A 23146-nucleotide genomic window follows, 5' to 3' on the forward strand; every position below is an offset into this window, starting at 1 on the left:
ATTTATTTTGGAGATACAGTTACTTGTTCTCCATTTACTAAAATGTTAATTTCTTTGGTTCCTTCTAATTCAAATTGAGTTCCATTTTGGCTAACATTAACCGTAATTACTTGTTGTCTAAAGTTTACTTTAAACGAGTAAGAATCCCATCCTTTAGGAATTTTTGGCGAAAAAGAAAGTGAATTATCTACAACTCTCATTCCTCCAAAACCTTCTACAATACTCATCCAAGTACCAGCCATAGATGTAATATGTAAACCTTCTTCTACTTCGTGATTGTAATCATCTAAATCTAAACGAGACGTACGTAAATAGAAAGTATACGCTTGCTCCATTCTATCTAATTTTGCTGCCTGAATACTGTGTACACAAGGCGAAAGCGAACTTTCGTGAACTGTAAATGGCTCGTAAAAATCGAAATGACGCTCTAATTCTTCTGTTGTAAAATGATCTTCGAACATGTAAAAACCTTGCAAAGTATCTGCTTGTTTTATGTAAGGAGAACGTAAAATTCTGTCCCAACTCCATTTCTGGTTAATTGGTCTTTGGCTCTGATCTAAATCTGCAACAGTAATTAATTCTTTGTCTAAGAAACCATCTTGTTGTAAATAAACATTGTGCTTTTCAGAAAAAGGGAAATACATATTATCAGCAACATTTTTCCAAGAAGCCAATTCTTCATCAGTAATATTTACTTTTTCTTTAATTCTGATATAATCAGAAATATGATCGATTTTAACAATATCAATATTTTCTAGTGCATAATTAATACACCATTTTGCAATGTAATTGGTGTAAAAATTATTGTTGATGTTATTCTCGTACTCATTTGGACCAGTTACACCTAACATTACAAACTTGTCTTTATCCGTAGAAAAGTTCACTCTTTGATGCCAAAAACGTGCAATACCAATTAAAACTTCTAATCCTTTTTCTGGAATGTAAGAATAATCTTCTGTAAAACGATGGTAATTATAAATTGCAAAAGCAATAGCACCATTTCTATGGATTTCTTCGAAAGTGATTTCCCATTCGTTATGGCATTCTTCACCATTCATAGTAACCATTGGGTACAAAGCAGCTCCGTTTTTAAAACCAAGTTTTTCTGCATTTTCAATCGCTTTTTCTAAATGATTATATCTGTACTCTAACAAAGTTCTTGCTACAGATTGATCTTTGGTTGCCATATAAAAAGGAATACAATATGCTTCTGTATCCCAGTAGGTGCTTCCTCCGTATTTTTCTCCAGTAAATCCTTTGGGACCGATGTTTAAAGAAGCATCTGTACCTAAATAGGTTTGGTTAAGTTGAAAAATATTAAAACGAATACCTTGTTGTGCTTCTACATCTCCTTCTATAGTGATGTCTGACATGCTCCAGATTTTTGCCCAAGCTTCTTTTTGTTTTGCTAACAAAGCATCAAAACCTAAGCTAACTACTTTGTCTAAAGCCGTTTTTGCTGCAGCAACTAATTCGTCTTTATCGTGATTTCGATCTACAACATAACCACCAAATTTATGGATAGTATATGTTTGATCTTTCTTAATTTCTTGTTGATGTTTATTAGCCGTAAAATTGCTTGATTGCTCATTAACACAATTTGTAGTTACCTCATTATTATCGATAAATAATTTAGATTCCATAAAAGTACATGTATAAAAATGTGTCTTCATGGTTCTTGCTTCTATAAAAGACTGATGATTGTCTTGAGAAACTCCTAAAACATCCCAAAATTGATCATCCCAATTGGTATCTTCATTGGTAATACCAGCATCTAAGTAAGGAATATAGGTTATACTAACATCGTTACTTAAAGGCGTAATACTGTAATTAATTGCGCCTATTTCATCGAATTCTAAACTTAAAAAACGTTTGGTATCTACTTTAATTTTGATGTCGTTTTGTAAAACGGCCTCAAAACTTCTAGACAACCAACCTTCTTGCATGTTTAGTTCTCTTTTAAAATTCAAAACTTCTTTACACGCATGTAAATCTAGTTTCTCATCGTTTACTAAAACGTTAATTCCTATCCAATTTGGAGCATTTAAAACTTTTGCAAAATACTCTGGATAACCATTTTTCCACCATCCAACACGTGTTTTATCAGGATAATAAACACCAGCAATGTAACTTCCTTGAAAGGTTGGACCTGTATATTCTTCTTCAAAATTTGCTCTTTGTCCCATAGCACTATTACCAATGCTAAATAAACTTTCTGAAGATTTTACCATTTCTGCATCGAATCCTTCTTCAAGAATCGACCACTCATTTGGTTGTATATAAACTTGATTCATTTTATTTCTCTATTAAATCTTTAATAAAATTGGTACTGATTTCTGTGAAATCATTAAAATTAAATTGCGCTTCTGTAAGTACATTTTTGTCACCAATACCAATACTTATCATTTTAGCAGCATTGGCTGCTTGTACACCAGCAACTGCATCTTCAAATACCACACAATCATCTGCATGAACACCTAATTGTTTTGCGGCTAATAAAAATACTTCTGGATCTGGCTTTGCCTTTGTAACATGATTACCATCTACAATTGCATCAAAATAAGGTAACAAACCAACTTTTTCTAAAATAGGTTTTGCATTTTTACTTGCAGATCCTAAAGCAATTGGTATGTTATTTTCCTTTAAATATTCTAATATTTTTGGTACATCAGGTAGTATTTCTGATGCATCCATATTTTTTATAAATTCTAAATAATCGACATTTTTGTCAATCATCCATTTATCAAATTCTTCTTGTGTTGCTTCTCTTTTACCTATTTCTAATAAAATTTCTAAACAGCGTTTTCTACTAACACCTTTAAAAAGTTCGTTTTGTTCTTCAGTAAATTCGAAACCTAATTGGTTAGCTAATTTTTTCCAAGCTAAATAATGGTATTTGGCAGTGTCTACGATTACACCATCCAAATCAAAAATAAATCCTTTTTTCATCTTAATTTCTAAATTTCTTCTTGATAACTAATTGCATTTTTGTTTGTAATTAATAAATTACAAAACCCTGCTATTACTAGACTAATACCTGCAATAGTCATTGCATTTATAGCTTCTTCTCCTAATAAATTCGATACATAATTGATACCTCCTAAAGCTGCGATAATTTGAGGAATTACGATAAACATGTTAAAAATCCCCATAATAACTCCCATTTTTTTAGGATCTACAGAACTAGACAACATTGCATATGGCATAGATAAAATACTACCCCAAGCAAAACCTATTAATACAAAACAGTATTTTAAAGTTTCTGGAGAAGCATAATTCATCATAATAAAACCAATACCACCTAACATTAAAGAAAAAAGATGTACATACTTTCTGTTGATATTTCTTTTTGATGTGTAAAGTGTTAATAGTAATGCAAATACCATAGATGATAAGCCGTAAATACCCATAGCTGAACCCACTGAATTTGAGGATTCTTGAAATTTAGTATTGGCTATTTTAAATGCTTCTGCTTGTAAAGTATCTGTCATATTATATGCAGATTCTATTGGGGCTGGATTATGAAAAACATGTTCTGTTAATGCAGGGTTTGCCATAGACCACATTGTAAAAAAAGCGAACCAAGAAAAGAATTGGATAACCCCAAGTTTTTTCATAGTTGTTGGCATACTCCCTATATTGTTTAAAATATCTGGAATAAAATTATTCTTTTTTGCCTTTTCTTTCTCAAACTCCTCCATATCTTCTGGCGGATATTCATCTGTTGTAAAAACAGTGTAAAGAATACTTGCCAAAAAAACGAAAGCACCAATTGCGAAAGCTACTTTTACAGACATAGGAACTACACCTGATTCTGCTTCGTTACTTACTCCAAATTGAGAAACCATCCAAGGTAAATTACTTGCAACCCATGTACCAATACCTATAATTAATGTTTGCACAACAAAACCATAAGATCTTTGAGATTGTGGTAATTTATCTGCAACTAAGGCTCTAAATGGCTCCATAGAAACATTAATAGAAGCATCTAAAATCCATAGAAAACCTGCAGCTACCCATAATGCTGGAGAATGAGGTACAAAAAATAAAGCTAGTGAGCTTAAAATTGCACCCACTAAAAAATAAGGTCTTCTTCTACCCCATTTTGCACTCCAAGTTCTATCGCTCATATAACCAATAATTGGTTGTACAAGTAGACCTGTTAAAGGAGCTGCAATCCAGAGTAAAGGAATATCTTCTTTACCTGCACCTAAAGTTTGAAAAATTCTTGACATAAATCCACCTTGTAGGGCGAATCCAAATTGTATTCCTAGAAACCCAAAACTCATGTTCCAGATTTGCCAGAAGCTTAATTTACGCTTTTCCATTATCGTAATTATTAGATTATACGATAAGTGCTTTGACTTATCAATTAATAAATTTTGTGGAATGTAATTTATTGATAAATCTTAATAATGTAACAAAGATATATTATTTTTATCAAGTTGATAAAAATGAATACAAAATTCTACGACGACGGTTTCGTAGATTCTCGTAACTTTAAATTGCTAGAAATAACGATTTTTTTAGGGCTGTAAACCTCAGTTTCTTTTTCTATTCTTTCTATTAAAAGTTCTACAGCTTGTTTACCCATTGTAAAACCATGTTGTGCTATTGTTGTGATAGATGGAGAAGAATATTCTGATATTAAACCATCAGTAAAGCCAATAACAGAGAAGTCTTTAGGTACATTTAGCCCTTTTTCTTTGGCTATTCTCATAGCATTTGCAGCATAGATCTCATTAACCGCAAAAACACCATCTATTTCTTGATTAAAAACAAATTCTATTTGTTTTCTTACATCACTATTTTCATCAATTTCAACAATTAAATTTTTATCTGTTTTTATATACTCTTCTATTAATGCTTTTTCATAACCTTGTCTTCTAAGAGTACCAACATTAACGTGTTTTGGAGTAGTAATTAAAGCTATTCTTTTTCTACCATTATCCAACAAATGCTTTGTTGCTTTATAGCCTGCACCAACATCATCTACAACTACTTTATCACATAAAATATCATCTACAACTCTATCAAATAAAACTAAAGGAATTTCTTCTGACACCAAGTCTGTAAAGTGCTTAAAATCCTTATTTTTTAAGGTTTCATTAGCTATAGAAACTATCAAACCATCTACACTACCATTAGATAAAACTTTTAAGGTTTCTACTTCTTTTGCATAAGATTCATTAGAAAAACAAACCATAATATGATAACCTTTTTCTATAGCACCTTCTTCTATACCCATAATAACAGTAGAGAAAAAATGGTGTACTATTTTAGGTAAAATAACCCCAATAACTTTTGTTTTCTGATTTCTTAATTGTAACGCTAAACTGTTTGGTTTGTAGTTATAAAGGTTTGCATAAGCTTGTATTTTGTCTTTTGTTTCTTTACTAATCTCATGGCTATCCTTTAATGCTTTAGAAACTGTAGATGTAGAAACCCCTAATTCTTTAGCTATTGTTTTTATGGTAATTTTTTGCTTCATTTCTTTTTAAAAAGACAATTTTAAGTGATAAATATTACTAATTTAATGATTTTCAATAAAAAAGTTGTTAACACGAAACCGTTTTCGTGATTTTTATCATATTGATAACAGGCTTCTTGTTTCTATATTTACAATGTGGAATGTGAATTTATTGTTAAGTCGAAATCAAATTTACAGTTATTATTTAACAAATTATACATGAAAAAATTTAAATTATTGTTAATTGGAATTCTTTTGACTTCATCATTTACAATGTTTGCGCAACAAACAATTAATGGTGTTGTAAAAGAAAAAGCAACAGGTGAACCTTTGCCTGGTGTTAGTATATTGGTTAAAGGTACAACAAAAGGTACCCAAACCGATTTTGACGGAAACTTTTCTTTAGATAAAGTTAAAACAGGAGATACTTTAGTATTCCAGTATTTGGGTTATGCAGATCAAGAGCTTATTGTTGGTGCTGTTTTTAATCTTACAATAGAACTTATTGAATCTTCTGAGCAATTGGATGAAATCGTTGTAGTTGGTTATGGTTCTATTAAAAAAGAAGATTTAACAGGTACAACAGATCTATTAACTAGCGACGACTTTAATAAAGGACCAATTGTATCTGCACAATCACTTATTAGTGGTAAAGTTGCTGGTGTAAATGTTATTGCAGGTTCTGGTGCTCCTGGAGATGGACAAACGATTAATATTCGTGGTACAGGTTCTTTATCTTTAACAAGCGAACCTCTTTATGTTATAGATGGTATTCCTTTAGATAATGGAGGAGTTGGTGGATCTAGAAATCCGTTAAACTTTATCAACCCAAATGATATTGAAACATTTGTAGTTTTAAAAGATGCTTCTTCTACTGCCATTTATGGTTCTAGAGCTGCAAATGGTGTAATTTTAATTACAACTAAAAAAGGTAAAGACAGAGAATTTAAATTCAATATTAGTTCTCAAACAACAGTTTATACGTTAAGAGATAAAGTTGATGTTTTATCTGCTGATCAATTTAGTACATTAATTAATGATATTGGAACTCCTAATCAAATTGCTTTATTAGGTAATGCTAATACAGATTGGCAAGAAGAAATCTACACTACAGCAATTGGACAGGACCATAACTTTAGTGCTTTAGGTAACCTTTATGGTGTGCCAATGAGAGCTTCTTTAGGGTATTCTGAACACGAAGGTATTTTAAAAGGTGACAATTTAGCACGTACAACTGCTTCTATAAACTTATCTCCTTCTTTTTTAAATGATCATTTAAAAGTAGATCTTAATGCAAAAGGAATGTACACAGAAAACGAATTTGCCAATAGAGATGCAATTGGTGGTGCAATTACTTTTGATCCTACACAATCTGTTTTCGATCCAACTTCGCAATATGGTGGTTATTTTGCTTGGTTAGATGCAGGTACAGGAAACCAAAATAATTTGGCTCCTACAAACCCTGTGGCATTATTAGACTTAGTAGATGATTCTGCAGAAATTAGACGTTTAGTTGCAAACGCTAAAATAGATTATAAAATACACGGTTTAGAAGATTTAACTGCTACTATTAATGTTGGTTTTGATACTTCTAATAGCCATGGTAGAAAAGTTACTTCTGAATTAATACCAACTTCGGATGCAACCTTTAATGGTTCATTAACGAGTTTTATTCAAAAATCAGATAATAAAGTTTTTGATGCCTATTTAACTTATACAAAAACTTTTAATGAAGCACACAACTTAACCGTAGTTGGTGGTCATGCTTATCAATCTTTTGAATATGACAATTATAGTTTTGATAGTGAAGCTCAAGAAGATGGTAATACTTTCGAAGTTGTAGATAAATCTAAAAATGTATTATTATCATATTTTAGTAGAGCTAATTACGATTATAAAGGTAAATACTATTTAACTGCTACTTTAAGAGCAGATGCTTCTTCTAAATTAAATCCTGATGATCGTTGGGGAATTTTCCCATCATTTGCAGCAGCTTGGAGTATTCATAAAGAAAGCTTTATGGAAGACTCTTTCTTTAATGAATTAAAATTAAGAGTTGGTTATGGAGAAATAGGTAATATTAATGGTTTAGGAGATTATCAATTTTTAACAAGATACCAAAGTAGTACAGATACTGCAAATTATCAATTTGGTAATGCTTTTTATCAAACCTTTAGACCAGAGCCTATCAACAAAGATTTACGTTGGGAAGTAGGTAAGACATTTAACCTAGGTATAGACTTTGCTTTTCTTGACAGAAGAATTTCGGGTTCTGTAAATGCTTATATTAAACAAACTAACGACCTTATTGCAAGTTCAATTGTAGATCCTTTTACAAATTTTGGAAATAGAATTAATGCTAACATTGGTAATATGGAAAACAGAGGTTTAGAATTCAACATAAATGCTACACCAATTAGAACTGATGATTTTGAATGGTCTGTTAATTATAACATTTCTTTAAACGATAATGAAATCACACAATTGTCTGTAGATCAACCTCAAGGAGGAATATCAACAGGTGTTGGTAATAATGTTCAAGTTCATAGAGAAGGACAAGCAGCTAATAGTTTTTTAGTATTTCAACAAGTTTATGATACTGATGGTAAGCCTTTAGAAGGTGTATTTGTTGATAGAAATAATGATAACACTATTAATGATGATGATAAATACATTAACGAAGATCCTTTTGCTGATGTTTTAATGGGCTTTAACACCAATATCAATTATAAAAATTGGGATTTATCTATACAAACTAGAGCAAGCTTTGGTAACTATATGTACAATGATGTTGCAGCAAACAGAGGTGTACAAATAAACGCAACAAATAACAACATATTATCAAACTTACACTCAGACTATTACAACAGTGGTTTTACTGTAATTAGTGATAAAACTGCTTTAAGTGATCATTTTGTACAAGACGCATCTTTCTTTAAAATAGACAACATCTCACTTGGTTATACCTTAGATAAGCTTAAAAACACAACATTTAGATTCTATGGATCTTTACAAAACGTGTTAATCATTACAGATTATGATGGTTTAGATCCAGAAATTAATTTAGGTATTGATAATAATTTTTACCCAAGACCAAGATCTTTTGTCTTAGGTGCAAACATTAACTTTTAAATAAAAAATAATGCAACAAAAATTTAAATATTTAATTGTAATCATGTTATTCTCTTTAGGAGTAATATCATGTCACGAAGACTTGAATCAATCTCCAATTGATCCAGATAGTTTTACAGAAGAAGATGTGTTTTCTAATGCAACAGATGCACAAGGTGCACTTGCTAAATTATATGCAAGTTTAGCTCTAACAGGTCAACAAGGACCTTCAGGACAAGCAGATATCTCAGATATTGATGAAGGTTTTTCTCAATATTCAAGAATGTTATTCAACCTAAACGAATTAACTACAGATCATGCAGTTGTTGGTTGGGGAGATGCTGGTTTACCAGATTTACATGGTCAATATTGGTCTGGTAGTAACGATTTTACAGAAGCTATGTATTATAGATTAGCTCAAGAAGTATCTTTTTGTAATTCTTTTATAGACAATGCTTCTATTTTAACAGATACAGAAGTTGCTGCTTATATTGCAGAAGCTCGTTTTTTAAGAGCTTTTGCTTATTATAACTTAATGGACTTATATGGTAGTGTACCTTTAGTAACTAAAGTAACAACAGAATTACCTGAACAGGCTACAAGAATTGAATTGTTCAATTTTATTGAATCTGAATTGTTAGAAATTACAGATCAATTAAAACCAAGTGGTGCTAACGAGTATGGTAGAGTAGATCAAGTTGCTGCATGGGCTTTATTGTCTAAATTATACTTAAATGCAGAAATTTTTACAGGTACTCCAAGATATGCAGAAGCTGTAACATTTTCTAATAACGTAATGTCATCTAGTTATTCAATTAACACAAATGATGCAAATGGAAATGGAACTGCTTATGACGAGTTATTCTTAGCTGATAATGATGTAAATGGTGCTCAAAATGAATTTATTTTCACTTTAAATTTCGATGGTTTAAGATCACAAACTTATGGAGGATCAACTTTTTTAGTACACGCTGCAATTGGTGGTACTATGAATGCTACAGAATTTGGTGTAAATGGTGGCTGGGGAGGCTTAAGAACTACAAAAAGTTTAGTAAATAAATTTGTTGTAGATGTTACAACTCTTAATCCTAATCTAGGACCAGTAGCTAGTTGGGGTATTATTGGAGATTCTACTCCAAATGGTTGGAATGATCCTGATACAAAAATGTATGAAACAGGCACAGATACTTATGCTATTTATGCGAATTTAACTCCAGGTGAATTAAAATTCAGAATGAATAATGATTGGGGTATTAATTATGGTGATGATAATACTGATGGTTCATTAGAAGCTGGTGGATCAAATATTCCTGTTTCAACAGCAGGCACTTATTACATCACTTTAGATTTAAATACCTTAACTTATGCAATAGAACCATTTGTTGGTGATAGCAGAGGAATGTTCTATAAAGACGGACAAACTTTAGAAATTGACGAAATACCAACTTTCGAAAACGGTTATGCTGTTACAAAGTTTAAAAACTTAGACTCTAATGGTAATCAAGGTTCTGATGCAGCAGGAGATTTTGTTGATACAGATTTACCTTTAATTAGATTAGCAGAAATTTACTTAAACTACGCAGAAGCTGCTCTTAGAGGAGGTGGTGGTGATTTAGGTCTTGCTGTTACTAAAATTAACGAACTTAGAGAAAGAGCTTTTGGCAACTCTAGTGGTAACATAACAAGTGGAGATTTAACTTTAGATTTTGTTTTAAACGAAAGATCTCGTGAATTATACTGGGAAGGACAAAGAAGAACTGATTTAATAAGATATAACTATTTTACAACTGATGCTTATTTATGGCCTTTTAAAGGAGATTCTAAAGATGGTACAAGTGTAGAAGATTATAGAAATATTTTCCCTTTGCCAAATAATATTATAACAACTAATCCTAATTTAACTCAAAATACAGGATACTAATAAATAAAGACATGAAAAAAATATTAAATTCATTATTCGCTCTAATTATTGTATCAATTGGTTTTACCAGTTGTGAGGATATTAGTGATCGAGTAATATTAAATGAAAACGTAGAAGCTACTACAGAACTTATTGTTGTAGAAACTACACCAATTGTACTTTTAGAAGCAAATCAAGATGACATTGCTTTGAATACGAATTGGGCAGAACCAGATTATGGTTTTAATGCAGCACCAACTTATAAAATTCTTGTTGATTTAGCTAGTGGAGATTTTAGCAATGCTACAACTATTGATGTTGGTGATGATTTAGAGAAATCTTTTGGTACTTTAGAGTTAAACTCAATTGCTTTAGGTTTAGGAGCAGAAGCAGATATGGCTTCAGATTTATCAATAAAATTACAAGGTTTTGTTGGTGGACAATTATTAATTAATTCTGATGCAAAAACAATCAATGTAACTCCATATTCTAGTATTTTAGATTTATCTACTACTTGGGGTGTTGTTGGTTCTGCAGCAAATGATTGGGGTGCAACTCCAGATCTACCTTTCTTTACTACAAGTGATTCTGGTGTTTTAGTAGCTTATGTAACTTTAATTGATGGTGAAATTAAATTCAGAGAAAATAACGATTGGACCAATAATTATGGTGATACTGGTGTAGATGGAACTTTAGATGCAGGTGGAGATAATATTGCTGTAACTGCTGGTTCTTATAAAATTCTTTTCAATTTAAACGACCTTACTTACACTATGGAAGAGTTTACAATAGGTATTGTAGGTTCCGCATATAATGATTGGGGTGCAACTCCTGATTACGCATTAACTTATGATTCTTATTCTGATCAATTTAGAGGAATTGTAAAATTAGAAGAAGGTGAAATGAAGTTTAGATTAAATAATGATTGGGGAACTGCTTATGGTGCTGGTGCTGCTGGTTTCTTAGATACTTCTGGAGGCAATATTGCAACTACAGCAGGCAGATATATTGTTAATGTAAATTTAAATGATTTATCCTATTCTTTAGAAGCAATTGATAATATTTGGGGACTTGTGGGTTCTGCTTATAATGATTGGGGAGCTACATCAGATGCAATTTTCACAAGAGATTGGTCTCAACCTAATGATGATATTTGGATTCTAAATAATGTTACTCTTTTAGACGGAGAATACAAATTCAGAGCAAATGAGGCTTGGGCTTTAAACTATGGTGATACTGGTTCAGATGGAACTTTAGATAATGGAGGTGATAATATTATATCTGTTGCAGGTACTTACTCTTTTGTTTTAGATTTTACAGATCCAGACAACCCTACTTACACAATAAATTAAGTTTTTTTTAAACTTAACAAAGGCTACCAATGGTAGCCTTTGTCTTTTAAAATCGATACAATATGAAAAAAATTACGATTCTATTTTTATTAATCAGTTCTTTAGGCTTTGGTCAAATAACCATAACACCAAATCCTTTTGACATGAACGCATCTATTACCATTAGTTTAGATGCTACTAGTGCTGCCACAGATTGTAATGGATTGAATAATCCATCTAAAGTATATTTACATTCTGGTGTGGGTAATGCAAGTGATGCTTGGGGAGCAAGTGTTGTTGGTAATTGGGGACAAGATGATGGAGTTGGAGAAATGACTTATAATTCATCTAACAATCGTTGGGAAATTACTTTTGTACCAAAAACCTATTATTCGTTAACAGATGCAGAAGCAGCAAGCATAACCAATATGGGTATGGTGTTTAGAAATGCTGCTGGTAACCAAGAACTAAAAGACAATGGTTGTGCAGATTTTATTTTTAATGTGGGTTCTTTTCAATTAACATTAAATACACCATCAACCTCAACTACAATTTTAAATGCTAGTGAAACTTTGTCTATAAATGCATCAACTTCTTTAAATGCAAACTTTACTTTAAAAGCAAATGGCGCTACTATAGACCAAAAATCGAACTTAACATCTTACAGTTTTTCACCAACAGTTACAGAAAACACAACTTATATTCTAGAAGCTGTTAATAATGGAGAAACTAAAAGCACAACGTTTCAGGCTATTGTAAAGCCAACTGTTACAGAAGCTACGTTACCTGCAGATTTAAAAGATGGTATTAATTTAAATGCTTCTGATAACACAAAAGTTACCTTAGTTTTTTACGCACCAGGAAAGGAATTTGTACATGTAATTGGTAGTTTTAACAATTGGGAAATTGACAACAATTACTTATTAAATAAAGACTCCTCTAAAAATCGATTTTGGATAGAACTTACAGGTTTAACTCCACAAACCGATTATACTTATCAATATATGATAGAAGCAGATTTAAGAGTTGCAGATCCCTACTCTACTGTGGTTTTAACAGAATATAATGATCAGTATATAGATGATGTTACTTATCCAAACTTACCCAATTATCCTTCAGGAGAAACAAATCACGCAGTTACATTGTTAAGAACTGGTGATGCAGATTATGTTTGGCAAAACACAAATTTTACAAAACCTGCTAAAACAGATTTAGTAATCTATGAACTTTTAATTAGAGATTTTGATGCATTACATTCTTATGATGCTGTAAAAGCTAGATTAGATTATTTAGAAGAATTAGGTATCAATGCTATTGAATTTTTACCAGTGATGGAGTTTGATGGTAATGAATCTTGGGGATACAATCCTTCTTTTCATATGGCTTTAGACAAGTATTATGGAACCACAACTGCTTTTAAACAATTTATTGATGAATGCCATAGAAGAGGAATTGCTGTAATTATTGATGTTGCCTTTAACCATGCTTCTGGTCAAAATCCATATTACAGAATGTGGAATACTGATAATGGTGGTTATGGTGGACAAGCAAGTACAGACAGTCCGTTTTTCAATCCTATTGCAAGACATTCTTACAGTGTTTTCAACGATTTTAATCACTCTAAACAAGATGTTAGAGATTATGTAAAAAGAGTTTCTCAATATTGGATTGATGAATATAAAATTGATGGTTTTAGATGGGACTTAACCAAAGGATTTACTCAAAACTGTACTGGTAGCGATGCTTGTACAAATGCATATCAACAAGATAGAGTGGATGTTTTAAAAGAATATGCAGATTATCAATGGGAAATTGATTCTGATTTTTACATCATTTTTGAGCATTTAGGTGGTAATCCTGAAGAAACAGAATGGGTAAATTACAAACTAAATGAAGGTAAAGGAATTATGGTTTGGGGCAACCACAATCATCAATACAACCAAGCTACAATGGGTTTTGGTAGCGATTCAGATTTTTCTTGGATTTCTTTTAAAAACAGAGGTTGGTCTGTGCCTGCAAATGTAAGTTATATGGAAAGCCATGATGAAGAACGTTTAATGTATAAAAACTTACAATTTGGTAATTCTAGTGGAAGTTATAGTATAAAAAACACAAGTACAGCTTTAGATAGAGAAGAATTGGCTGCTGCTTTTTATTTTACAGTTCCAGGACCAAAAATGATTTGGCAATTTGGCGAATTGGGTTATGATATTTCTATCGATCAAAATGGAAGAACAGGTAATAAACCAATTTTATGGAATTATTTTGATGATCAAGATAGAAAAGATGTGTATAACACTTGGTCTAAATTAATTCAGTTAAAATTAAAATTCGCCATTTTTGAAACGTCTGATTTTACCATGGATGTTGCAAATACGAATGGATTAAAGAAAATTCATTTAACTGATGATACTGCTCAAGAAATTCAGTATGTAACCATTGTTGGAAACTTTGGAATTACTACGCAAAATATAACTCCTTCTTTTCAAAAAACTGGAACTTGGTATGATTTGTTAAATGATGATCAAACCATTACTGTAAGCAATGTTAACGATGTTATTTCTTTAGCTCCTGGTGAATTTAAAGTTTATGGAAACAGTAAAGCTGCTTTATCTACAGAAGATTTATTTTTAGATGATGAAGTTTTGGTTTATCCAAATCCTGCAAAAAATGCATTCAAATTAAACATCAATGCAAACAGCGTTCGTATTTTTGATATGAATGGAAAAAAAGTAATGGATTTTTCTGGAAACTTTAGTGCAAATGAAACTTTTAATGTTCAGCAATTAAACAAAGGAATTTACTTTTTAGAAGTTAAAAATCCGGAAGGAAAAGCTTATAAAAAATTAATTATAGAATAAGTATTTTCCTTAATAATTTAAGATTAAAAAAGAGTTGCTTTACAGCAACTCTTTTATTTTTTTTACAGTTTCTGTAATTTCTTCTTTGGTTGTATACTTTGAAAAAGAGAAACGTACAGAAGTATTATCTGCATCTTTTTCATTTAATATTTCAGCAAGCACATGAGAGCCAATATTACTTCCACTTTGGCAAGCAGAACCTCCAGAAACAGCTATTCCTGCCATATCTAAACTAAATAGAAGCATCTCATTTTTTACAGGAAAACGCACATTTATAATAGTATAACTGCTTTTATTTAAATCTGATGAACAACCATTAAATTGTATGTTATCAGAAATATTTTTTAGTTCAGAAATAAAGTAAAGTTTTATACTTTCTATATAATTTCTGTCCTTTTCTAAATTGGTATAAGCAATTTGCAATGCTTTTTCCATACCTAAAATGCTATGTACATTTTCTGTACTAGACCTTGCTCCTCTTTCTTGATCTCCTCCATGTAACATTGGTAAAATTCCAAAACCTTTTTTAAAATAAGCAAAACCAACACCTTTTGGCCCGTGAAATTTATGGGCACTTGCCACAATAAAATCGATTGGAGCTTTTTGTAAATCTAAATGATAATGCCCAATGGCTTGCACAGTATCTGAATGAAATAAAGCATCGTATTTTTTACAAATTCTACAGATTTCATCCACAGGTAAAATACTACCAATTTCATTATTAATGTGCATTAAACTCACTAAAGTTTTATGATCTGAGTCTGACAATAATTCTTCTAAATGAATTAAATCTATACATCCAAATTCATCAACTTTTACAAAATCTAATTGTATATTTTGTTTTTTTGCTAAAAACTCGCAAGTGTGTAAAACTGCATGATGTTCTATTTTAGATGTAATAATTCTGTTAACGCCTAAATTTAAAACGGCATTATTTAGAATTAAATTATCGGCTTCTGTACCACCAGCTGTAAAAACAATTTCACTAGCAGTTACATTAAAATGTTTGGCAATATTTTTTCTTGCTGTTTCTACAGCAGATTTTGCTTTTCTACCAAATTGATGTGTAGAAGACGGATTCCCGAAAAATTCTTGCATAGAATTATACATCAATTCTAAAACCTCATCATCAATTTTTGTGGTGGCTGCATTATCTAAATAAATGGCTTTCATAGGGCAAAAGTACAACTAATTCACATTCTGATATACATAAACTTCAGTCGCTCCTAAACCATATTTTTTATAAGAGGCATCATAATATTTTACAGGATACTTATTTAGCAATGAATGTAATTCGCTTTTTAAAACACCTTCTCCTACTCCGTGAATAAACACAATTTTAGAAATTCTTTTACTAATTGCATACTCTACTTTTCGTTTTGCAGTATCAAGTTGCAGGTTTAACATATCGTAATTATCTAAACCTCTTGTAGATTTTATTAATTGATTAATATGCAAATCAACTTCTAAAATCACCTCGTTTTTCTCTTTAATAAAAGCACTTTTATTCTTTTTTTGAGAAGCTATTTTTTCTTTTAAAAATGCATTGTTAATGTCAGAGAATTTAGTAAGCTCATGTTGTTCTTTTTCTATCTTAACCAACTCATTACTTTTAAAAATAAAAAGCATTCCATCTTCGGTTTTAACTGAAATATCATCACCTTTAATATTTGTGACTATTCCTTTTAAAACATCATCTAAAACTGCTACTTTATTTCCAATTTCTAAACGCATTCTTAACATTATATTAATTTACAAAAATACAATTTTAGTCTAATTTTGTTGAAAAAATAATGTGAATATGCTGAAAACTTCAAACACCTCCACAAAAAACTTTTTCGAAAATTCTTATAAAAAACTTTCTATTTCTGAGGATAGAACAAAACTTCTGTTAAAAATAGCAGAAACTATTGCTAAAGAGTATGCAACTAATGAGATTATCAATTTGAATTTTATATGCACACACAACTCTAGAAGAAGTCAAATGGGGCAAGTTTGGAGCTATTTTGCTGCTTATTATTTTAACCTAAATATTAATGCCTTTTCTGGAGGTACAGAAATTACAGCTTTTTACAGAAAAACAGTAAAAACTTTACAAAAAGCTGGGTTTTCTTTTCAATTATCAGATTTTTCTCATCAAAACCCAACTTATCAAATATCTTTTGAGGGTTCTTATAGCCATATTCTAGGTTTTTCTAAACTGTATAGTAATCTTATAAATCAAGAGCCTTATATGGCTATTTTAACTTGTAATGATGCAGATAGAAATTGCCCTTTTATACCTGCAGCTACACATCGTTTTACATTGCCTTTTTTAGATCCAAAATTCTCTGATGGAACTACTGAACAAGAACAAGTTTATTTGCAAACAAGTACCCAAATTGCTGGTGAAATCTATTTAATTTTTAATCAAATTAAAAAATTACTTTCTTAAGGTGTTTTGAACTATTTTCTACGATTAAAAATAACATAGGTTATGAATTAACCACCTTGTATTTCGTTTAAAATTAAGATCGATGTGAAACATAATTTCATGAGAACTTAAGTTACCACCCAATGTAGAAAATCGATGGTCATAAGCATAACCAATTCTAAATTTCTTATTTAAAATTACACTAAATAAAGCACTTACAGAACTTTTATGACGATAAGATAAACCACCTTCTATCATATCTTTATACAAGAAATTTGTATTTATGTCTACAGATATTGGTAAGTTTTTAGTATACCTAACCATTGTTGATGGTCTAAACATTACATCTTCTGATAGTTTAAACAAAACTCCACTAGACAAAAAGTAATTTGGGTTGGTTGCTAAACTTCCTTTTTTATAATTGTCTTCGATATAAAATTGTGGGGTTTCTAATAAATAAGGAATAGAGAATCCTACATAAAATTTTCTATTGTAAAATAAAGCCCCAAAACCTACATTAGAAAAATTACCAGTTGTTGATGCGTATACATCACTATCTGGAGTTATACCATCAAATAAATTGTTATTAAAAAAGGTAAAACCGCCTTTTAAACCTAATGCGACTCTACTATATCTAGAAGTTATTAGAGTATATGATGCATCTAAATTTAAATTTGTAGTTTCTGATAAACCTATTTTATCATTTACAACTGTTAAACCTAAACCTAAACCTTTTCTTGTTCTAGCATTTAAAGAAAATGTATTGGTTTTAGGTGCACCTTCTACTCCAACCCATTGTTGACGTGTTAAAATTGATGCACTTAACTCTGCTCTATACCCTACAAATGCAGGGTTAATTATTTGCATATTGTACAAATATTGTGTGTAATGTGGCACTTGCTGACTTTGCATTTTTAGACTTAAAAAGCAAACAACTAGAAGTATTAAGTTTAGTTTAAACTTAATACTCTTTTTTAAGATAATTTTAGTTTCCTGAATCATTATCTTATTAATTGAATAAATTTAGTAATAGGTTCTGATTCCCCATCATTAAAATCTAATTGATAAAAATAGACGCCTGTTGGTGCAGGATTACCATTATAAGTTCCATCCCACCACAAAGGATTTACATTTCCATTATTACTGTAGTTGTAAATTTTGTTTCCTTGACGATTGTAAATCGTTAATTTAAAGTTTGGATAATCTTCTATACCAGAAATTTCGAAAACATCACTTTTACCATCACCATTTGGTGAAAATAAATTAGGATAATCGTTATCTTTGATAGTACCTACGCCTCTTGGAGCTGCTATGTTTGCTACATTAAAACTAAACAAATCTGCCTGTAAATACATTGTTTCTGTATCTTCATTTAAATTATCGTTTAACGTTTTTACAGTTTGAGTTATTGTTGATGAATATGCAGGTATTGTAACTTGTTCTGAAATTGATTCATAATCAAAATTACCTGTTGTTGTACTATCAACAGTAATAAAATTCAAATTGATTGGTAGATAATTTTGCATTAACTCATCAGAATCATTTAAAAGATTAATTGTAAAATTTAAGCTTTTGCCTTCTATAGTTTCTTCGTTAGTTATAACTACTAAAGGATTTGGATCTACATCTACAATTGTGGCTGTTTTTGTTAAATCTTGTATACCTACATTATTAGTTTGCACAATACCAACTACATCTAAAGGTTCTAATTCTAACTCGTTTAAATTGTCTAAAAATGATGAAATTGTAAAAGAAACTTCTGTATTTGCGTTGTTTTCATCAATTGTACCAGCTATAACTAAAACATCAGAAAATGACGAGTAATCATCTGGACTTATCGCAAAATCATCACTTGTATTTACTTCTATTTCTATTGGTGTTGAACAAGGATGAGAAATAACAATAGTATGTTCTAAATCTACATTTTCATCTTCTTGAGTATTGTTCATTGTAATATCTGGAGCAACATCATTATCTAAAATTGTACCAATACCACTAAAGTTTGTATTGATTGTATTGTTGGATGTAATTGTACCATTTAAGGTAAAAAACTCTGTTAACTCGTAAATATTATCTTCTAGAGTTGTTGTAGAAAACTGTTCTGTATTCATTAATGGGGGAATTGTAAATACTGTATTTAAAACACTAAAGTAATCAAAAGGAGCAATAGCAGCATCATATTGACCAGTTAAATTTGTACCATTTGTGGTTGAAAAATTTATTGTTATTGGAAATGCACTTTCTATTAATACAGAATTATCGTTTTTGGTTACTAACCTTAATGTAAAAACAAATTCATTACCTTCTGAGAAACTAACATCATCTATAAGTACAACTATTGCAATAATTTCTCGCCAATCTCTTTCTGGAGTATCTGAATTATCAAAATTTGGAAAACTTTGTGGTGTTTGTCCATTTGTTGGATTTAGTAGACTATCATTATTATCAAAAGCATCATCTAAACCATCATTATCTGCATCAGAATTTGTGGCTACAGTTTCTGCAGTTCCATCACTATTTGTATCCCAACCTTCAATAATATCATCTCTTATATCATCATCTGAATTTATATCTATATAATCTGGAATGTTATCATTTTCAGAATCTATAGGTGTAAGTCCATTTGGGTAAGCTGTATCTATACCTGCATCTGTAAAAACACCTCTTGTTGTTACATAATTATTGGTGAGTTGCGCTTCTATGTTATCTACAATTCCATCTCCATCTGCATCAATATCTAAAAAATCTGGATTTGTTGTACCATCTGTATTTGGTAAATTATAGTTAATAGTCGCATTTGAACCATCATTGGTTTCATTAGAATTATCCAATCCGTTTGCACCTACATTATTATTTGTTCTACCATTTTTACTGACATCATCTGATGTATTACCTGCTTCTACAATGTCTAAAATCCCATCATTATCGCTGTCTAAATCAAAATGATTTGGCACACCATCATTATCAAAATCAAAAATATCTACAATTCCGTCTGCATTATTATCTGAACCATAATCAGTATCTCTATAATTGGGTATAAAATCGGCATCATCATCATCTAGAGGATTTAAACCATCATATTCTAAAACATCTGCAATAGTATCATTATCATCATCTAAATCAAAATCATCTATAATACCATCATTATCTGTATCTGTAGATGCATTTACACTAGTTGAGTTTGATGATGAAATTTGTCTATCTAAAGGATCATTTGATGTAAAAGAAGCCGAATTTGAACCAATACAAGACTCACTATACAACACTGTAAATTCTACTGTAATTGTTTCTCCAATTTTTAACAATCCAGAAGTACCATCAAATAAATTGGTGTCTGAAACGCCATCATAATTTGAATTTAAATTAGGGGTTGTAGTTGCTGATGAACTAAAAATTGTTGGGGTAGAAACCGAAAGTATATTACCACCACAAGTACTATTTAAATTATCTGTGATTTGCAATTCATCTAACTGAACAGAATCACTTGTATTCTCAATAGTAATTTGATAGGTAATTTCTTCGTGTTCTAAAATACCATCTGGCACTTTAACAACATTAGTAATTCTTTTATCTGTTTCTGATTCTGCATCAAAAATAAAACGCATACCAGCAATTGTACAAGTACAATATAAACTTGATGTTATACTTGCTGAAGCTGAATTAGCAAAATAATAACGATCTAAATGACTACCCAAACCATCTGACCAACTTACAAAGGTAAAAGCACTTTTATTTGCATCTGATAAAGCATCAAAACCATCTGCATTTCCTTGAGTTTGCGATAAACTAGTTTGATTAAAATAGCTATAACTACCATTATCTATTGGGCCAATTTTATAATAAATTTCTAAAACAACAGTTTCTCCTGCAGGCAGAATGTTATTGGGTGTTAATAAAGTTGTTTCGTTATTTCCATCGTAATTGGTGTTTACTGTAACATCTGGCCCTGAAACTTGTGATATTAGAAACTCTGTAAAAACAACTCTATTTCTAAAATCGTCTAACCCCATATTAAAATTAATATTTTGGGCATCTACTGCTCCTTCATTTGTTAATATAATAGTGTTTACGTAATCGTAAGTACCATCAAAATTCACCAAACCAGGAGGATCTATAGTTTGATTATTAAACTCTGGCACATATAAACCCGCAGAAACAACAGCTTCTGTTGTATGAAAATCGTTTAAAGTAATAGCACTTATTGCGTTATTACCTTTGTCTGTATTTGCTGTTATTGTATTTGTAAAATTAATACCTGAACCTGATGGAGTTGGATTAGGTCTTCCATTACAAAATGGATTTACGGTTACACAAAAACTAACAAAAATAGATTGCCTTGGGTATAGAATTAAATTATTAATAGCATTATCATTAAAAACAGCACTTGAATTCCCATTTAAAAATCCATTATTGATTGCTGAATTATCAAAATCCATTGGAAAGTAAGAACTTTCTGCAATGTTTTCTACTAAATTGTTACTTACTGTTGCAGCCTCTACATTTACAACACAACCAACTCCAAAAGCACTTTGTAAATCATCTATTAAATCGATATTTCTAATTAATGCTGGTTCGTGTAAATCTCTAGCATTATTTATATTAGTAAGTATTAGGCTGTATACAATTTTATATTCTCCATTTGCATTAAAACCTTGATTACAACTACCTAAATTACTAATTTCTAACAAGTCTTCTGTAGGTTCTACTGTTAAATATAAATTAGCCGATCTTGTAAATGTACCGTCTGTAATTGTATAAACTATGGTTGGCACTTCACCTATATAATCTGTTGTAGGCTCAAAAATATAACTCCCATCTTCTGCTATAGTTAAATTACCTTGTGCTAAATTAGCTGTTTGACCTGCATTGAATGTAAAACCATTTACAGAAAACTGAGTTACAGTTAAAATATCTTGTACGTTGATGTCTGTATCATTTATAAAAACACCAGGTATAGCAACATTTAAGGTAGTATTTATATCTACTGTATCATAATCGTTATTGGCTACAGGTGGCTCTGGAGGTAAATAAACTGTAAGATTTAATATAGCTGAACTTTCAAAAACCCCATCTGTAATAGTATAATTTACAGGAGGAACATCACCCACAAAATTTTGAGTTGGTGTGTAAGAATATGCTCCATTTGCTGATATAATAATTGAACCTTCAGAAAAAGTGGCTGTTTGCCCAGCATTATAATCTAAACTATTTACTGAAAATTTAGATATTGAAAGTAAATCTCCATCTAAATCAGTATCATTTATTAAAAGCCCAGGAGTTGCTTCTGTTATTGAAAGATCTACGATTGTAGAATTATCATCATCATTGGCTTCTGGAATGTTTTCTACAGAGATATTTAAGTCTGCTGAACTTGTAAAATTTCCATCTGAAATGGTATAATTTATTGTTGGAACATCACCTGAAAAATTTAAAGTCGGCGTAAAATTATAACTACCATCAGGAAATATTAATATACTTCCTTCAGAAAAACTTGCTGTTTGACCTACATTATAAGTTGTTCCGTTAATTGTAAAATTGGTAACTACTAATACATCTTGATCAGCATCTGTATCATTTTCTAAAAGCCCTGGAGTAATTTGATTTATAGCTGTATTAACAACTGCAACAATTGTATCGTTATTGGCAATTGGAGCATCTTTAATAGTAATGTTTAAGTTTGCAGAACTTGTAAAAGTGCCATCTGTAATTGTATAATTTATGGTTGGTACAATTCCTCTATAATCTAATGTTGGAGTAAATGTATAACTTCCATCTTTAAAAATCTGAATAGCACCTTCTGTAAAACTTGCTGATTGATCTGCTGTTAATTCTATTCCATTAATTGAAAAAGATGTAACTGTAATTGTATCACCATCTGTATCTGTATCATTTGCCAAAACACCTGGAGCAACTATGTTTAAATTTGTGTTTTTTAATACAACAGTATTATCGTTACTAGCTATAGGTGCAGTTTGAGAAACTAGTAATTGTACACAAAACAATAAAGAAAATAATGCTATGAAACGTTTAATTAGCATACTATAAATTTAAATTGGGGGA

13 protein-coding genes are annotated in these 23146 nt (G+C 30.7%); 5 read left to right on the forward strand and 8 right to left on the reverse strand.

Translation table 11 applies throughout. From position 1 onward, the window contains the following. Nucleotides 1-2 precede the first annotated feature (2 nt). The 4 genes from ACJJVK_RS16050 to ACJJVK_RS16065 all read right to left on the reverse strand — a co-directional run bounded on the left by ACJJVK_RS16050 (nt 3) and on the right by ACJJVK_RS16065 (nt 5491). Nucleotides 3-2294: a glycoside hydrolase family 65 protein gene (locus ACJJVK_RS16050; protein WP_405567873.1), complete on the reverse strand. Its 2292-nt coding sequence runs from the start codon at nt 2292-2294 to the stop codon at nt 3-5. Between the two features lies 1 nt (nt 2295). Next, a complete protein-coding gene (gene pgmB / locus ACJJVK_RS16055; protein ID WP_405567876.1) occupies nt 2296-2949 on the reverse strand; it encodes a beta-phosphoglucomutase in 654 nt (217 codons plus the stop codon). 8 nt (nt 2950-2957) lie between these two features. Continuing rightward, a complete protein-coding gene (locus ACJJVK_RS16060) occupies nt 2958-4328 on the reverse strand; it encodes an MFS transporter (RefSeq protein WP_405567879.1) in 1371 nt (456 codons plus the stop codon). A 140-nt stretch (nt 4329-4468) separates the two neighbouring features. Next, nucleotides 4469-5491 carry a LacI family DNA-binding transcriptional regulator gene (locus tag ACJJVK_RS16065; protein WP_215995252.1) on the reverse strand — a complete coding sequence of 341 codons (1023 nt, stop codon included), beginning with the start codon at nt 5489-5491 and terminating at the stop codon, nt 4469-4471. A 198-nt stretch (nt 5492-5689) separates the two neighbouring features. Between ACJJVK_RS16065 and ACJJVK_RS16070 the strand changes: the two genes are divergently transcribed. The 4 genes from ACJJVK_RS16070 to ACJJVK_RS16085 all read left to right on the forward strand — a co-directional run bounded on the left by ACJJVK_RS16070 (nt 5690) and on the right by ACJJVK_RS16085 (nt 14673). Further along, the gene (locus ACJJVK_RS16070) at nt 5690-8602 is read left to right on the forward strand and encodes a SusC/RagA family TonB-linked outer membrane protein (RefSeq protein ID WP_405567883.1); all 2913 of its coding nucleotides are present in this window, start codon (nt 5690-5692) and stop codon (nt 8600-8602) included. Nucleotides 8603-8612: 10 nt separating this feature from the next. Continuing rightward, nucleotides 8613-10502 carry a RagB/SusD family nutrient uptake outer membrane protein gene (locus ACJJVK_RS16075; RefSeq protein WP_405567885.1) on the forward strand — a complete coding sequence of 630 codons (1890 nt, stop codon included), beginning with the start codon at nt 8613-8615 and terminating at the stop codon, nt 10500-10502. 11 nt (nt 10503-10513) lie between these two features. After that, the gene (locus ACJJVK_RS16080; protein ID WP_405567887.1) at nt 10514-11833 is read left to right on the forward strand and encodes a SusE domain-containing protein; all 1320 of its coding nucleotides are present in this window, start codon (nt 10514-10516) and stop codon (nt 11831-11833) included. A gap of 62 nt (nt 11834-11895) precedes the next feature. Further along, nucleotides 11896-14673: an alpha-amylase family glycosyl hydrolase gene (locus ACJJVK_RS16085; protein WP_405567890.1), complete on the forward strand. Its 2778-nt coding sequence runs from the start codon at nt 11896-11898 to the stop codon at nt 14671-14673. Nucleotides 14674-14712: 39 nt separating this feature from the next. Here the strand turns inward: ACJJVK_RS16085 and ACJJVK_RS16090 are convergent, their stop codons facing one another. Then, nucleotides 14713-15846 (reverse strand): cysteine desulfurase family protein, encoded by a 1134-nt coding sequence (locus tag ACJJVK_RS16090; protein WP_405567892.1) that lies wholly within the window; start codon nt 15844-15846, stop codon nt 14713-14715. A gap of 15 nt (nt 15847-15861) precedes the next feature. Continuing rightward, entirely contained in the window at nt 15862-16407 is a 546-nt protein-coding gene (locus ACJJVK_RS16095; RefSeq protein WP_405567893.1) for a Smr/MutS family protein, read from the reverse strand. A gap of 67 nt (nt 16408-16474) precedes the next feature. Here ACJJVK_RS16095 and ACJJVK_RS16100 point away from each other — a divergent pair, with 67 nt between their 5' ends. Then, the gene (locus tag ACJJVK_RS16100; protein ID WP_405567896.1) at nt 16475-17107 is read left to right on the forward strand and encodes a hypothetical protein; all 633 of its coding nucleotides are present in this window, start codon (nt 16475-16477) and stop codon (nt 17105-17107) included. 24 nt (nt 17108-17131) lie between these two features. On the opposite strand, the gene ACJJVK_RS16105 is transcribed toward ACJJVK_RS16100, so the two are convergent. Both ACJJVK_RS16105 and ACJJVK_RS16110 read right to left on the reverse strand, forming a co-directional pair. Then, on the reverse strand, nt 17132-18088 hold the full coding sequence (locus ACJJVK_RS16105; protein WP_405567898.1) for a type IX secretion system membrane protein PorP/SprF: 957 nt from the start codon (nt 18086-18088) through the stop codon (nt 17132-17134). Next, nucleotides 18088-23124, reverse strand: coding sequence for a cadherin-like domain-containing protein (locus ACJJVK_RS16110; protein WP_405567899.1), 5037 nt, complete (start codon nt 23122-23124; stop codon nt 18088-18090). Before ACJJVK_RS16110 ends, ACJJVK_RS16105 begins: the two co-directional genes overlap by 1 nt. Between the last annotated feature and the right edge of the window lie 22 nt (nt 23125-23146).

The sequence above is a fragment of the Polaribacter sp. Asnod6-C07 genome, assembly GCF_045063625.1.
Lineage (GTDB): Bacteria > Bacteroidota > Bacteroidia > Flavobacteriales > Flavobacteriaceae > Polaribacter > Polaribacter vadi_A.